The following is a 12,613-nucleotide window of genomic DNA, read 5'->3' as shown; positions in this document are numbered from 1 at the left end:
CATTGAGTCTTTTTGATTCATTTCGCATACTGGCCCTAATACAGAATTCAAGGCTCGCCATGAACGACCGACACGTCATATCCCCGTACCCCATTCGGATGCCTCCGGAATTGCGACAGCGCCTTGAAGAAAGTTCCAAACAAGGCTCAAGATCGCTGCATTCGGAAATAATTTCTCGGCTTGAAGCCAGCTACGACCCAAACGCATTTATTGATATGGCCGCGGGAGTACCTGATGAGCCTGGATTTTCTAATGATCCAACCGTCCAGGCGGAAGTGAGGGATATCAAAAAGCAATTCCAGCTCTTCCAAGAGATGATTGAATTACTGAGAGAGCCGCCAACCCCAGAGCAAATTGCTTGGGCTGAAACCAAAATGGCAGAGATGCGTGATCGGCATTCCGCTGCGATTGATATGGACGCTTCTACTAAAGAGACAAAAGTGGCGGCCCCTGAATCCACGGACCGAATTGTGCGAGTTAGAAAAAAGAGATAACCCTACCGGAAATATCTAAGCCCGGCCCGCCGGGCTTTTCACAATTGCATGCCGGACAAACTAACAAGGAGCGTTGAATGTCGTGGTGGAAAACGCTTTTCGGCATCTCAATCCAAGAGGATGCCCCCAAACAGAGCCCTGCCTTCGATATCTCTGATCTGACGGAGAATGAAGACCACCTCTACCACGACGCTGCGCGTTTTGTAATATCGACGGGTAGATGCAGCATCTCCGCCGTTCAACGCCATCTCAAAATTGGCTACGAACGAGCAACGCGGCTGGTTGAATGCCTTGAAGACGACCACGTCGTATCCGAAATATGCGCCAATGGAAGCAGATACTTGCTCAGTGAACAGCAGCGTCAAGATGCACGCCTACGCCCATCTAGAGCAGAAACAGAACGTCAGAGACAAGCGGAAGAGCTTGCTCTTCGGATTGCATACCTCACAGAAAAATACACTGACAAAATCATCGTCCAAGCGATTCTTGATCAAAAAATCTGGGAAGGCATGACGGCAGGTCATTTGTTTGATTCAGCCGGGGAGCCAGAGACAATCGATCAAAAATACATGAAGGCCAAATCCCGCGAAATTTGGAAATATCATCACCAAGGCGGCAACCGATATTTGCTGCGCGTGACCTTGGAAAACGGCATCGTCGTTGGCTGGGACGCAAAAGGTTAACCACAGCCCAGCCAGCCGGCTTTTTGCATTCAACAACGTGGAGTAGTCGCTATGAAAATCCTCAAAGCCATTTCTACTGCATGGCGCAATCGCCCAAAGAAGACCTTGGCAGATCTCAACGACTGGGCGCTCGCATTTATTGGAGGTCCAAGCTTTCTCATTGGGACCTTCTACGTATCGGTCGTCTGGAAAAGCACGCCCGAATTAATCAGCCTTTCCCAGGACCACGGCCTGCCGCCTGCCGCAATTCTGGCTTTTCTTTTACTGGGGGGGCTGGCACTGAGTGGATGGTTTTTTTTGACACTCGCCCGCCGGTGCAACGAACTGCTTTACGAGCGTAATTTCAAATAACCCCACGCCAAGCCCGGCCGCCCGGCTTTTCACGCGCTTTCAGGAGGAAAAGTTCACAGCATGAGTAAAAAATCAGCCGATGCTGCAGCAGCAGAGGTATTCAAGATACCTACACATTATGTGTTTTTTGCTTACGTCCTTACAACGCTCGCACTCGCATTTGGGGTCGGCTTAAGCGTGCACTTCAGCGACTGGATGTGGCTAGCGCGATTCGGTGCACTACTTGTTTGTCTGGCGTTGATGTTTGAGGTTACAGGGTTGCCTGAGCAATTCGTGAACAAAACGATGGATCTCACAGAAGGAATAACCGCTCAGACTGTTTTCAATCAAATAATGAATCGTCGCTATCTGTACGGAGTGACCGACGACACGACCGATGAGCAGCTTTCGCTTATCTTTGATAGAGAACACCGTCGACGGTTAATTCTTACAAAAGAAATAATGATTAAAACGATTAGAAAGAAAATACAGAAGCATGAATTTTTTGTTGCCTCGATTGGTACGTTACTTTGGGCCTTCGCAGACCTTTTGAACAAACTGTAGTACATACACAAAGCCCCATTCTATAACGTATAGAATGGGGCTTTGTGTATACAGACCTAGGACTACAACCATCGGTGACTAAGTGACAGAATCCAACCTTACCTTCAAATGCCTAGGCCACACCAAGCGTGGCGACTTGATTGAGTCCTACCAGCTGGAAGTGACCGACACCCGCGATGGCACGACCGTAGAGATCTCAGTACCGACGAGGAAGCTCATTTCAGCTCATAGCATGAAGAGCATTCTACTCGGCCGAAAAATGTTCTACTTCGTCACACAGCGCAAGCACGCGAAAATGCTGAGCGAGATGTTCGATCAGCAGCTGCTTGAAGCAGTCGAAGACTAGCCTGGCCCGCCGGTTTTTTTCCAATCAAAACAAGGAGCGTTGAATGTCATGCTGCGGATGGACCTACATGTTCTTTAGACCCCCTCCGGAAGAACTAGCCCCGCAGTTGTCACCAGCACAGCACGCGCCAAACATTCGTAATGCGATTCCAGCGGCCGTAGAAACTATAAAGGGACTACAAGCTCTGAAGCTCGTCATTATCAAGTACACGCAGCTTGACCATGAACTATTCAACGCCATCAACGGCACCCTTCCTCTCAAGCCGCCGTTTACTGCTGGGGATTTTGACGTGCTGTATCAAGTCTGCGATAAGATCGAGGCCAATACGGAGCGTGGAAAAATTCTTACAGTCCTCGAATGGGCGAATTATTAGCACTGTAAAACCACAGCCAAGACGCAAAAAGCCCAGCGCGGGGCTGGGCCTTTTCACCAGGTCACCATCCGGAGCCGGCAACCACGGAGCCTAGGAAGTTAGTGTGGGAATGACCACATGCAGCCGCCGAAGATGATAACAACGAGATAAGTGCTATCAAGTATCCGCGCCAATGTAGCGTTGAGCGGCGCTCCAATTAAAGCGGCGCTCAAGAGTTTTTGTCGGTCTTGTTCAATAAATTGAATTTGCATAATTGGTCAGCGGGCGACGCTGCCTTTTGAGAGCAAGACCATCACGGCTTCAGCCACTGCTTTGGGTGACTGAGGGTTTTGTCCCGTCACAAGCCGTCCATCAGTAATGACATAGGAAGTGAATGGCATCCAGCTCTTGCTGTAGAGCGCTCCTTGTTTCACCAGACTATCCTCAAGAAAGAAAGGTACCTGGCTCTTCATTCCTGATAACAGTTCTTCGTGGTTTGAGAATCCGGTGACCGCCCTGCCCTTGACTATGAGTTGACCTCGTTCATCTCTCAGATCCAGCAAACCCGCTACCCCATGGCAAACCGCAGAGACTATGCCACCCTGATTGTATATAGATTCAGCGACTCGACGCAGATCGGGGTTATTTGGAAAGTCCCACATGACACCATGCCCTCCCGTAAAATAAATGACACTGAATTGAGACGGATCAATATCCGCGAGCGGTAATGTGTGTTGCAAGCGAGCGCGAAAATCGGGCGACTGCAAATGCTTACGGGCAGCCTTATCACCATATATCCATCCGAGACTACGCTCGTCCAACGGAACCGCACCACCTTTTGGGCTTGCAAAAACCGTCCTGTAACCCGCCGCTTCCACCACATCGGTAAAGTGTGTCAACTCGCTTAGCCACAACCCTGTGGTATCAGATCGTGAGGGATAGCTGGCGTGATTAGTCATAACCACCAAGATTTGGCGGTCTTTCGCGGCACCCGTTAAAGGAGTTGCATCAGCACTAGCAAGAGTCATGAGACCGCCACCTATCATTAACAAGGCACAAGTTAGAAGGGTTTTCAGCATTATCCAGACTCCACTAAAATCGCAGGTCCGAACATGCTCACCTTAAACCTAGCTTTAAGGTCAACACCTCGCCGCAAAAAATTTTGTGTCGACGCTCGCAAGTCCCGGCCCGGCGCTGGACCGACCTAAATGTTCGGGTCTTCAGCCTTACTGTAGCGCTAGAGATTCGGTGCGTCCTGAAAAGTGTGAGGACCGCTTTTCACCAGAAGTGGGGGTGCCGCACGACCACCTCCCTGTCCAGGCATCCAGCGTGGATGGAATGCTATTTACAGGGGTACTCAGCTTTGAGTGCGAGCAATGCTATTAACGTAGGGCGTTTAGTCGAGAGATCAGAGTGGTCTTCAGAGTGCTTGACGATCGCCTGTACGCCCATTTGATCAATGTAATTTTCTGGCAAGCAAATACCTGGGAACTTGTTTTCCGCTCCTCCGGTAAGGTACTGAAGAGTCTCACGAACCCCAGCAACCATTCCAACGCAGTAGCCCATATCAATTTGATTGTCGTCCTTGGCCATTTTCTTCGTTTCCCAGAAACGTAAGGCGAGCTTGCATCCGCTTAAAAACTTTGTTCCAGCATTACTTTCAGCAAACACCACATTGCTAGCCAGCACTCCAAATAGCGCTACCGCCGCTATCAAAATTCGCATGTCGTTCCCTCTTTGGTTTGGCGGGACTGTATCACTGAGGGAGCAGATGCAAAAAGCCCAGCGCTGGGCTGGGCTTAACGAGCTAGGTTAGCGCATCAATGTCGCTGGACAACTTTCTGCAGAACAACACTGCCGAGGCCGCCTCGGCCCTAGTGAAGCCTTGGTCGACTTTATAGTCGGCTGACACGCGATCGGCTTTAGCAAACCTAAGCTGAGCAGCAAGGACTCGTTGCCCGCAGTCGTCCAGACGGCAAAATAGCTGCTCATGAACACCGCCTTTTACTTTCCTCTTTAACTTGGGCAGTTTAATACGCCGAGCGGCATCAGTCACAGCGTAGTAGGTTGCATAGTACGCCCTGCTCGCTGACGCCCTGAAGGCAGCCTCACTATCAAATGTTTCAGCAAGGCCTTCTGCGAGATCCAGAAGATCGCTGCTAGACACCGGCATTGTAAGTTCTCCAGCTCTCGTCGCGGTGCTCTGGCTTGAACGGCATAGCCCCAATGCTAACGACGCGATCAAGAGGCTCATCAAACCTCTCGACCATGAAGCGAATGATTTTGTTGTTTAGGTCTGCAACATCCTCTGGTGGCATGCGAACCCCAAAGCGATACATCAGGCAATCCTCATCGCCCATTACGATACGCTTGTAGCCTAGGAGGGGATGATTCACCTCTTTGGCAATCAATTGAGTGGCGGCATCCAGGCGTAGAATCAGATCAGAGACGGTTGCCCCGCACTCGTTCAGGATTTCAAGTGCCTCACCTGCATCGCTTTCAAGATCCGCGGGCACTAGACGCTGCACCAAGTCTAGGGCGCCAATCGCGTTAGCTTGAGCCATTAAAGGCCCTGCCTGATCAGTAGTCACCTTTTCCACGTCGATTCTCTCCAGAGACTTAACCGCCTCAGACACTCTACCGACCATTAGTTTTACGGAGGACTCAACCAGGGCGACCACAAATTGATCGGCGCCCAGGCTCTCAGCCGAACGCAAGCACGCCAACGATTTTGTAACATCGCGCTTATATGAATGAAGATAGGCCAACTCTATGTACAAGGCCGCCATCTCTAAGCCAGTGTAACTGCCACCATCAAGCAGCCGCCTGATCTCAGCGGACAATCGAGCAATAGACATTTCGTCCACGACGTAAGTGCGATAAAGCTCGTCCTCTAGCGTAACGCGCTCATCCGAGATCGCTTCACCTCTTCGCTTTGGAATCCCTGCCATGAAGCTTGCCCCGGAAAAAAAGGCAATCTACCACCATTGGACATAAACCCTAACCTGTACGAATTTCCAGTGACGATGTGAACCTGGCCAGGCATCCAGCGTGGATGGAATGCCAGTGGCAAAGTCCTTTATTCGATAGTAGCGTTTGGCCTCTATCCAAAAAAGGAGTAACGGGATGGCAACAAAAGCGAGATTTTTCAAAGTTACTGTTGGCGATGGTCACGGTAGTCACATTTCTTTTCACGCTGCGCACAGCGAACCTGATCTTCGTAATAGCATCAATGCACAGCTCAATTCACACCAAAAACTAGAATCGATCAAGCATCTAGGCTTCCGTGTAGTCGACACCAATCCTGATGAGGAAAATGACGCCGTCGAGTTCAGCGTGCAGCTCAAATCTGGCGGGCGTTGGTACTGCCGCATAGGTGATTTCTCTTATCCGCACCTTCAGCAACAATTTGCCAAGAATGTCCAAAACATAAACGAATTTTATGAAGAGCGAGACGCGGACAGGTATATGGAATAGCAAAGGAAAGGCCCAGTCCTTCGCCTGCAAGCCCAAGGACTGGGATTGCGCCAATATCGGCGCGTTTATGACCTGGAGGTCAATGTGACAGAAGAAGTAAAAGTGAGCATGTCGGCATTCGACGTTGGGGTTGTTAATGCTTTGGGCGCTCTCGCAATCGCCCTGAAGGCCTCACCAGGATTCAATAACGACGCATTGAAAAAGGTGACTCAGTTTTTCTTGGACAACAAAGTGCCTCAGCCATTTCAGGGCCCGGAGGCGGAAGAGGCTTACGCAAGGCCTCTAAGAATCATCCTCAACGATCAAGCTCAGGTCATGCAATGGCTAGGGCAAAATGAGTCTAAGCACTGATAGCTGAAGAATTCGAGCGGCACTCGTTAAGCACCGCGTTTATCGAGATGCTGCCGTCTTCAGAGATAATCCAAACAGGAGATCCATCCGTGTTTTTTGCAGCGCTGCAAATGACAGCACCGACTTTCGCGCGCGTAATTTTGTTCTTCATGCAAATCTCCCGCTGTTGAGTCGCTTCATGCTGGCTACCTTGCGTCTTTGTGCCTGAGGATCAGGCGCTCCGCGCGCTCTCCCGCTGCTCAGCCATCACCTGCAGGGCTTCAGCCTCCATCCGCCGGAAATCGCTGAAAATGGTTTGTCGCTGGCTGATCGGCACCCCACACATCCGAATCACGCCGGAGAGAACGCTGTAGTCCATACCTGTCGCGCCACACGCGCCTGTGCGCCACTGAGTGCTCATTGCCTCAAAGACTTTGAAAGCCTCCCAGTTGTCCGGCCAGATGCCGACCTCTGTGCCATAGTCCTCCGCGGTGAATCCGAAGGCGTCCGTGCCTTCCAGCGTCGGCTCATAGAGCGCGCGTGCAGCGCTTAGGAGTTTCCCAGGCGGGCCTCATTGAAAGCTTCGGCGTAGGCATTCAGCACGGCCTTGGGGGCCGAGTTGATCGAGTTGACAAGGATTCGCACGTTTTCAGGCGTAAACTTTTCCTCGATATCCCAGCCTACGACGACATCGAGCAACTGGTCAGCCTGCAGATCGATCTGAGCAGCAGTGAATGCCTTGAGGTCCATGTCGCCAACCTGCTTGCTCAGCTCGTCGTGCCGCTCGTTCCAGCCGGTATACAGCTCGGCCAGCGCGGTACGGTCCAGGTACTTGAACTCGAACTCCACTTTCTCGGCGTTGTAGCCCGCGCGCTGAATCATCACCGGCGCCTTGAAGGTCGGCTTTTGGATTAACTTGAACTTGGCCATGAGCCCTCCTATTACGAGGCGTAGCGAATGAATTTAGCGACCACGGCGAACACGGCGGTCACTGCCATGATGTTGTTCTTGGTCAGCGACGGCACGTTGTCGAACGAGGCGTAAGCGTTATAGACGATGACGCCACCCGAGGCGAGGTTGATGCGCACTGCGCGCGGCTTCTTGTCGTCGTCAGCTTCCAGCAGTACCTCGTTGTGAGGTAGTGCCGGATCATCCGCCATGGTCAGCGTGAACGACAGCGGGGATTTCGACGTCGGGATTTGGTGCTCGTCGTCTTCCTCAAGAAACGAGTACGTGACGTTTTGTTGCTCGCCGCCGGACTTGTTCGATTCCGTGACCTGGCTCACAGGCACCCAGGTCAGAATCTTGCGCACCGAACCGCCGCCCGCACCAGTGATGAAGCGTGCCGCATTAGCCGTGTTGATCGACTCAAGCACGAACGAGTCGGCGGTCACGGTTTTGATGCGTACAACCCGATTGTTCAGACGCGCCCAGCCAGAGGTGACCTCGACAAAATCGCCAACCTCTAGGTCGTGGCCGGCCGACGAAACAACGGCTTCCGTTGCGTTGGTGATCGCGGTAAAAATGATCGACGCGTCATACGAGGCGGCAATAGCGGCAGTCGAGCCATTGGGTAGAAAAACGGCCATTGGTGTTTCCTCTTATCAGAAATGACAAAACCCGCACAGAGGCGGGTTTCGGGGTTGCCCAACGGGCGGATTAGAACGTGTCGGCTCGATACTGAAACGACAGAGGCAAGGTACTCGTAGTCTCGCCCTGTATGGATGCAGCAGTGGCCATGGGCGAGCGGACGTAAACTGTGAAGTCCGCTTTTGTCAGCGGCAGGTTGTTCGGGTACAGCTGTGCGATCTCTTCGGCAATTGCGCCGGCGCCCCCGGTGCCCGAGCCCGACGCGGTAACCACGCTGACCTGAAATACGCCCCGATAGGAGACGTGTTTGCCGGCCAAGTCCTCGCTGTCGGTATTCCCGGGCATCAGGTACGCCCTCAGGTAGGTAGCTCCACTGGCCGGCGGCGTGAATGTCACGCCTTCATAAGCGATCACCAGCTTGGGTACACGCGCTTCGGCCCAGGCCTTTAAGCGTGCCTCGAACAGACTTCGGATAATCCGGTCGCTCATGTTGAAAGCTCCGAGACAGCTTTGTTGATGTACATCTGAAACTCCGTCACGGTGATCTGCACCATTCCGGACGGTGCCTGGTTGGACCAGCCTTCGTACTCAAGCCGCGGGCCGTATGGGAGATTGTTTGTTATCCAGATCGCCCCCTTGCCAATCGTAAACGTCTGAATAAGAGCTGCGCCCGCATCCCTTGTCGCACTGCTCTTTGGATCAATGCGGTCGATGCTAGTGGTAATTGCTGTGTCGAAAGAGACCTGCCAGTTACCCCTGAAACGACCACCTACATAGTCATTACCTGCAACGAGATCCATGCCATCCTTGATCAAGCGCCCAGGCTTTAGGCGGCCATTTTTGGTGAGGTTCGCAGGGTCGTTACGTAGTTCTGTATTCAGTTTTCTAACTTCTTCGTTGTACTGAGCCGCGGTGGCGTTGACCGCCCAGAGCTCTGGGTTGCCAACCGGTGACCGATCGATAACAGAAGTCAGAAGGTCGATGGCGGTCTTCTTGACCACCTCCTCAAGGTCACTCTTGGTCTTTTCGACAAACTCCCTGATATCGATGCTGAAGCTCATTTTCTGGCCTGCACACTGAAGCCGACGGCAATGCCGGCGTAGTCCCAAGGATCGACGTGCTGGACCGTGTAGGTGTCGCCGTCGAAGGCGATCTTGTCCAGTGTCACCGGCTGCGGAGTGTCCACGCCATCCAGCAACACCGGTGAGATCAGGATCTTGACGTCTCCCTGCTTGATCAGTGAGCCGTCGATGTCTTGCTGGCGATAGTTCTGGCGAAGCCCTGATCCGTCGAACTGCTCAGTGGTGACAGGACTGCCGCCGGCCTCAGGGTCGTACTCGCCGGTCGTCACCCGAATCAGTGAGAGCTCCAGGCCCTTGCCACCCCTGGATCGCGGGGCGAGCATCCTTGCTGCACTTGCTTTTGCCCGATCATAGATATCTGCCATCAGCTTCGTACCAGGTTGACCTGACTTGAGGATTCCAGCAGCCCGGCGAACTGCGCATATGACTGCCGGGTTGCTGCTGGCTTGCTCACCGACCTGCTGGCAACTGCAAACGTGGTGCTGATCGGCCCAACCGTTTCGGAAACAACAGCTCCCGTTTTGGTTTCGGGGGCGACCAGGTCATCGGCATGGATCTCGGCGGCCAAGGCCATCTGGCCGGCCTTGATCTGTGGCGGGATCTCGTCGAGGCGCAACACCCAGCTCTGACGCTTGACCTCGGCCCTCGGCCAGGCCAGCGCCTGGTCACGGCTCACAGCCCTGCCCTTCCATGGCATCGCATCCATTTGCAGGGCGGCGCGGCGTAGCAGGGATTCCTGAGCCACCTCGTCAACGGGGATTGTCTTGCCGAAGTTCGTGGCATAGGTGACCAGTTCGGCGGCCGTTGCGAAGCTGTCGGCGCCTGGCACCACGTTGCCGTTCTCAATCACCAGAGCCATGTCAGACCTCTTTCCAGCCGAGTCGCTTGTGGTCGTCCAAGCAGGACGGATGGACATGGATCTCTTCGCCGCCCAGTTCAACCTTCACCAAGCCGGTGTAATCCGGCTCATCGTCTTCCACAACAGGCTTGCTTTGCGATTTAGCCGCCGCAGCCTCATCCGCAAGACGCTGAGCATCTACCGCAGCCAAATCAATCGCATCCTGTGCGCTTTTGCTCCAGTCGGCACGTTCCTGCTCGCCCAGCGCCTCAAAAGCTTCCACGCTCAAACCACTGAGCTCGATAGCCTTGGCCAGCAGCGCCTTTGCCGTCTTCTGTTCTTTCGTCAGTCCAGCCATTTTCATTCTCCAGAAACAACGCAGGGGCCGAAGCCCCTGGTTGTCGTTGTGGTTGAGTTAGCCGAGCAGCAAGCTGATGTGCTCATCCTTGATCGCGCGGCAGCCCCAGGCCAGACGGACGTGGTAGGCCGTTTGCAGGAACTGGCGGTAAACCGCGATCTCGAACGACAGGCCGGTCAGCGGATCGGTGATGGTGATCACGTCGTCGGCCGAGTCGCCGCCCTCAGGCATTGCCGGTGCTCGGGTTGCCAGCACGATCGCAGAACGGGCAAACGCCACGTTCGCGGTATACGAGTTGCCCAGCGTCAGAGCGTTTCCAGTCGGGATGACGATCTGCGAGCCGGGCTTGTTCAGGGTGATCGTGCCCGGGGCCGCAACGCCGGTACCGACGACGTACTTGTTGTCGCCGTCAGCGTCGAAGGTGGCGATATCACCCGCCAGAACGGTACCGGTACCAGTCGCCAGGGCGATGTTGGTCGCACCGATGGCAGTGGCGCCGCTGGTGACGTACGCGGCACCGGTGCCTTTGACGTGTCGGCCCACCTGGTGGGAATGACGGATCGCCATGTTCATGATGCGGTCGGTCATGCCGTTACGCAGCATGTCGCTGGAGCCCGCCTCGTTGACCTTGAACAGGCCAGACTGCTTGCCGCGCATGTTGCCGATGGCGGAATGACCCAGGACCAACTGCAGATCGTTGGTCGGTGCGCCGTTCTGCTCCAAGACACCCAGCACACCAGCGAAGTCGGACAGGTCGGCAGCAGTGCCGAACGGCGTGGTGCCGGCGGTACCGAAGGCGCGCGAAGCGTTGCGATAAGCCTCGAACCACAGATCCTTCTCGATCTCGTTTACCAGGGTGCGCATCGCCTGGTAGAAGCGATCTGCCTGGATGGACGAAAAGGTGCCGGCGTTTTGCAGACCCTTGGTCTGCTCGCCATTCCAGCGAACGGGAACGTGCTTGCTCTTGGTGATAGCTACCGCGACGCTGTCGACTGCGGTATCACCAGTGTCCGGAGCGGTTACACCGGGGATGTTGTCAGCAGCTGCTTCTGCGCTGGTGATCGGGACGAGTACGTCCTGACCGATAGCGGCCCGGGCAACGGACGAATCGCGGGATACCGCTGGGATGAAGCCCGTCAACTCTCGAGAGATGACGTCCAGCGCTTCGTACAGGTCCGGCACAAGGCCGTTAAGGGTGCTCGCCATTTTGGCTTTCTCCACAAAAAAGCCCGCTCAGTGGCAGGCATTGATTACTTGCCGGGCAACACCCGGCGGCTTTGGTTAGTCAGTTACCAGGCCGCCATTGCGTGCGTGATCTGCTTTGGCGGCAGGATCAAGCGCATCAAATGCGGCTCGCGGAAGGGTCTTCTTATCGCCACCCTTACCGCCATTGTTCGGAGCGCCGCCGCCATTAGCGCCAGAGCCCTTCAGAATGTTGTCGCGGTACGGGTAACGCTCAACGAGGGCTTCCAGCGCCTCGTCGAAGTCAGCCAGCTCGCCAGGACGGGCGCGGCTGTAGATCTTGTTACCATCATCGCCATAGGCCACGACCTTGCCATCTTCGACCTTGAAAGCTTTGCCGAAGGTGTTTTGCAGCATGTCGGACGGCACGGCAATTTTGTCTGTGACGAATTTGGAGCGGCCAAAGGCGCCACCAATCTTTTCTTGGTAGAGAATGTTGGTGGTGTTGTCGCGCTCGGCCGTCACAGTCTTGATCTGCTCAGCGAGCGTGGTCACCTGGGCCTTGAACTTCTCTTCGGTGGCAGCGATGGCTGCTTGCTTGATCTCATCCACCTTGCCGGCCTGCACGAGCTGCCCGGCGTCGAGGTTTGCGACAGTTGCCAGTGCGGCGCGGGCCTTTTCAGGGTCCTCGATACCTTCGAATGCCTTGGCGCGAGCCTCGGCGGTTTCTTTGGCCTCACGGTGCCCTTTGGCTTCGGCGTTCAGCGCGGTGATTTTGGATACAGCCGACGGCGCATCAAACGCCACGTCCTTCCCATCATCGTGCGTATAGACCGGCTTGCCATCCTGTACAACTACATGACCTTGTTCGTCGAGTTTCAGTTTCATCAGTTCGTCTCCGGGCATCCGCCCATCTGGTGGGCCATCCGGCCCGGTGCGGCGCTATCCATCCGGAATCGCGCCCATAAAAAAGCCCCGGCGGATGCC

The 12,613-nt window shown here is 54.5% G+C and carries 21 protein-coding genes; 8 read left to right on the top strand and 13 right to left on the bottom strand.

Annotated features, from left to right (window positions below):
• Nucleotides 1-59 precede the first annotated feature (59 nt).
• The 6 genes from AC07V4_RS07500 to AC07V4_RS07475 all read left to right on the top strand — a co-directional run bounded on the left by AC07V4_RS07500 (nucleotide 60) and on the right by AC07V4_RS07475 (nucleotide 2,790).
• Nucleotides 60-494: an Arc family DNA-binding protein gene (locus AC07V4_RS07500; RefSeq protein WP_492635359.1), complete on the top strand. Its 435-nt coding sequence runs from the start codon at nucleotides 60-62 to the stop codon at nucleotides 492-494.
• Nucleotides 495-571: 77 nt separating this feature from the next.
• Nucleotides 572-1,177: a DNA translocase FtsK gene (locus AC07V4_RS07495; protein ID WP_492635360.1), complete on the top strand. Its 606-nt coding sequence runs from the start codon at nucleotides 572-574 to the stop codon at nucleotides 1,175-1,177.
• Nucleotides 1,178-1,228: 51 nt separating this feature from the next.
• Complete coding sequence (locus tag AC07V4_RS07490) at nucleotides 1,229-1,528, top strand: hypothetical protein (protein ID WP_492635361.1); 300 nt, start codon at nucleotides 1,229-1,231, stop codon at nucleotides 1,526-1,528.
• Between the two features lie 60 nt (nucleotides 1,529-1,588).
• Complete coding sequence (locus tag AC07V4_RS07485) at nucleotides 1,589-2,071, top strand: hypothetical protein (protein WP_492635362.1); 483 nt, start codon at nucleotides 1,589-1,591, stop codon at nucleotides 2,069-2,071.
• Nucleotides 2,072-2,153: 82 nt separating this feature from the next.
• Entirely contained in the window at nucleotides 2,154-2,417 is a 264-nt protein-coding gene (locus AC07V4_RS07480) for a hypothetical protein (protein WP_492635363.1), read from the top strand.
• A gap of 67 nt (nucleotides 2,418-2,484) precedes the next feature.
• Nucleotides 2,485-2,790, top strand: coding sequence for a hypothetical protein (locus tag AC07V4_RS07475; protein ID WP_492635364.1), 306 nt, complete (start codon nucleotides 2,485-2,487; stop codon nucleotides 2,788-2,790).
• Between the two features lie 257 nt (nucleotides 2,791-3,047).
• Here AC07V4_RS07475 and AC07V4_RS07470 read toward each other — a convergent pair whose 3' ends face one another.
• The 3 genes from AC07V4_RS07470 to AC07V4_RS07460 form a co-directional block, all read right to left on the bottom strand.
• Complete coding sequence (locus AC07V4_RS07470) at nucleotides 3,048-3,851, bottom strand: type 1 glutamine amidotransferase domain-containing protein (RefSeq protein ID WP_492635706.1); 804 nt, start codon at nucleotides 3,849-3,851, stop codon at nucleotides 3,048-3,050.
• Between the two features lie 259 nt (nucleotides 3,852-4,110).
• Nucleotides 4,111-4,494: a Rap1a/Tai family immunity protein gene (locus AC07V4_RS07465; RefSeq protein ID WP_492635365.1), complete on the bottom strand. Its 384-nt coding sequence runs from the start codon at nucleotides 4,492-4,494 to the stop codon at nucleotides 4,111-4,113.
• A gap of 434 nt (nucleotides 4,495-4,928) precedes the next feature.
• Complete coding sequence (locus AC07V4_RS07460) at nucleotides 4,929-5,720, bottom strand: hypothetical protein (RefSeq protein WP_492635366.1); 792 nt, start codon at nucleotides 5,718-5,720, stop codon at nucleotides 4,929-4,931.
• 175 nt (nucleotides 5,721-5,895) lie between these two features.
• Here AC07V4_RS07460 and AC07V4_RS07455 point away from each other — a divergent pair, with 175 nt between their 5' ends.
• Nucleotides 5,896-6,246: a hypothetical protein gene (locus tag AC07V4_RS07455; RefSeq protein WP_492635367.1), complete on the top strand. Its 351-nt coding sequence runs from the start codon at nucleotides 5,896-5,898 to the stop codon at nucleotides 6,244-6,246.
• An 84-nt stretch (nucleotides 6,247-6,330) separates the two neighbouring features.
• Complete coding sequence (locus tag AC07V4_RS07450) at nucleotides 6,331-6,597, top strand: hypothetical protein (RefSeq protein ID WP_492635368.1); 267 nt, start codon at nucleotides 6,331-6,333, stop codon at nucleotides 6,595-6,597.
• A gap of 211 nt (nucleotides 6,598-6,808) precedes the next feature.
• Here the strand turns inward: AC07V4_RS07450 and AC07V4_RS07445 are convergent, their stop codons facing one another.
• From AC07V4_RS07445 to AC07V4_RS07400, 10 genes are all read right to left on the bottom strand, one after another.
• The gene (locus AC07V4_RS07445; protein WP_492635707.1) at nucleotides 6,809-7,096 is read right to left on the bottom strand and encodes a DUF1799 domain-containing protein; all 288 of its coding nucleotides are present in this window, start codon (nucleotides 7,094-7,096) and stop codon (nucleotides 6,809-6,811) included.
• A gap of 29 nt (nucleotides 7,097-7,125) precedes the next feature.
• Complete coding sequence (locus tag AC07V4_RS07440; protein ID WP_492635369.1) at nucleotides 7,126-7,506, bottom strand: phage tail assembly chaperone; 381 nt, start codon at nucleotides 7,504-7,506, stop codon at nucleotides 7,126-7,128.
• Between the two features lie 11 nt (nucleotides 7,507-7,517).
• Nucleotides 7,518-8,165 carry a phage tail protein gene (locus tag AC07V4_RS07435; protein WP_492635370.1) on the bottom strand — a complete coding sequence of 216 codons (648 nt, stop codon included), beginning with the start codon at nucleotides 8,163-8,165 and terminating at the stop codon, nucleotides 7,518-7,520.
• A gap of 70 nt (nucleotides 8,166-8,235) precedes the next feature.
• Nucleotides 8,236-8,655 (bottom strand): phage tail terminator-like protein, encoded by a 420-nt coding sequence (locus AC07V4_RS07430; protein ID WP_492635371.1) that lies wholly within the window; start codon nucleotides 8,653-8,655, stop codon nucleotides 8,236-8,238.
• Nucleotides 8,652-9,227, bottom strand: a complete 576-nt coding sequence (locus AC07V4_RS07425) for a hypothetical protein (protein ID WP_492635372.1) — start codon at nucleotides 9,225-9,227, stop codon at nucleotides 8,652-8,654. The genes AC07V4_RS07430 and AC07V4_RS07425 overlap by 4 nt, the downstream gene beginning before the upstream one ends.
• Nucleotides 9,224-9,571, bottom strand: a complete 348-nt coding sequence (locus tag AC07V4_RS07420) for a hypothetical protein (protein WP_492635373.1) — start codon at nucleotides 9,569-9,571, stop codon at nucleotides 9,224-9,226. The genes AC07V4_RS07425 and AC07V4_RS07420 overlap by 4 nt, the downstream gene beginning before the upstream one ends.
• A 41-nt stretch (nucleotides 9,572-9,612) precedes the next feature.
• Nucleotides 9,613-10,107 carry a DnaT-like ssDNA-binding protein gene (locus AC07V4_RS07415; RefSeq protein ID WP_492635374.1) on the bottom strand — a complete coding sequence of 165 codons (495 nt, stop codon included), beginning with the start codon at nucleotides 10,105-10,107 and terminating at the stop codon, nucleotides 9,613-9,615.
• Between the two features lies 1 nt (nucleotide 10,108).
• Entirely contained in the window at nucleotides 10,109-10,444 is a 336-nt protein-coding gene (locus AC07V4_RS07410) for a hypothetical protein (RefSeq protein ID WP_492635375.1), read from the bottom strand.
• A 57-nt stretch (nucleotides 10,445-10,501) separates the two neighbouring features.
• Entirely contained in the window at nucleotides 10,502-11,650 is a 1,149-nt protein-coding gene (locus tag AC07V4_RS07405; RefSeq protein ID WP_492635376.1) for a major capsid protein, read from the bottom strand.
• 75 nt (nucleotides 11,651-11,725) lie between these two features.
• Complete coding sequence (locus AC07V4_RS07400) at nucleotides 11,726-12,514, bottom strand: DUF6651 domain-containing protein (protein WP_492635377.1); 789 nt, start codon at nucleotides 12,512-12,514, stop codon at nucleotides 11,726-11,728.
• Nucleotides 12,515-12,613: the final 99 nt, after the last annotated feature.

It is taken from the genome of Pseudomonas sp. GW821-FHT03A09 (genome assembly GCF_059421065.1).
Note: the sequence above shows the minus strand (reverse complement) of the source record. Positions and strands in the feature narration are given on the sequence as shown.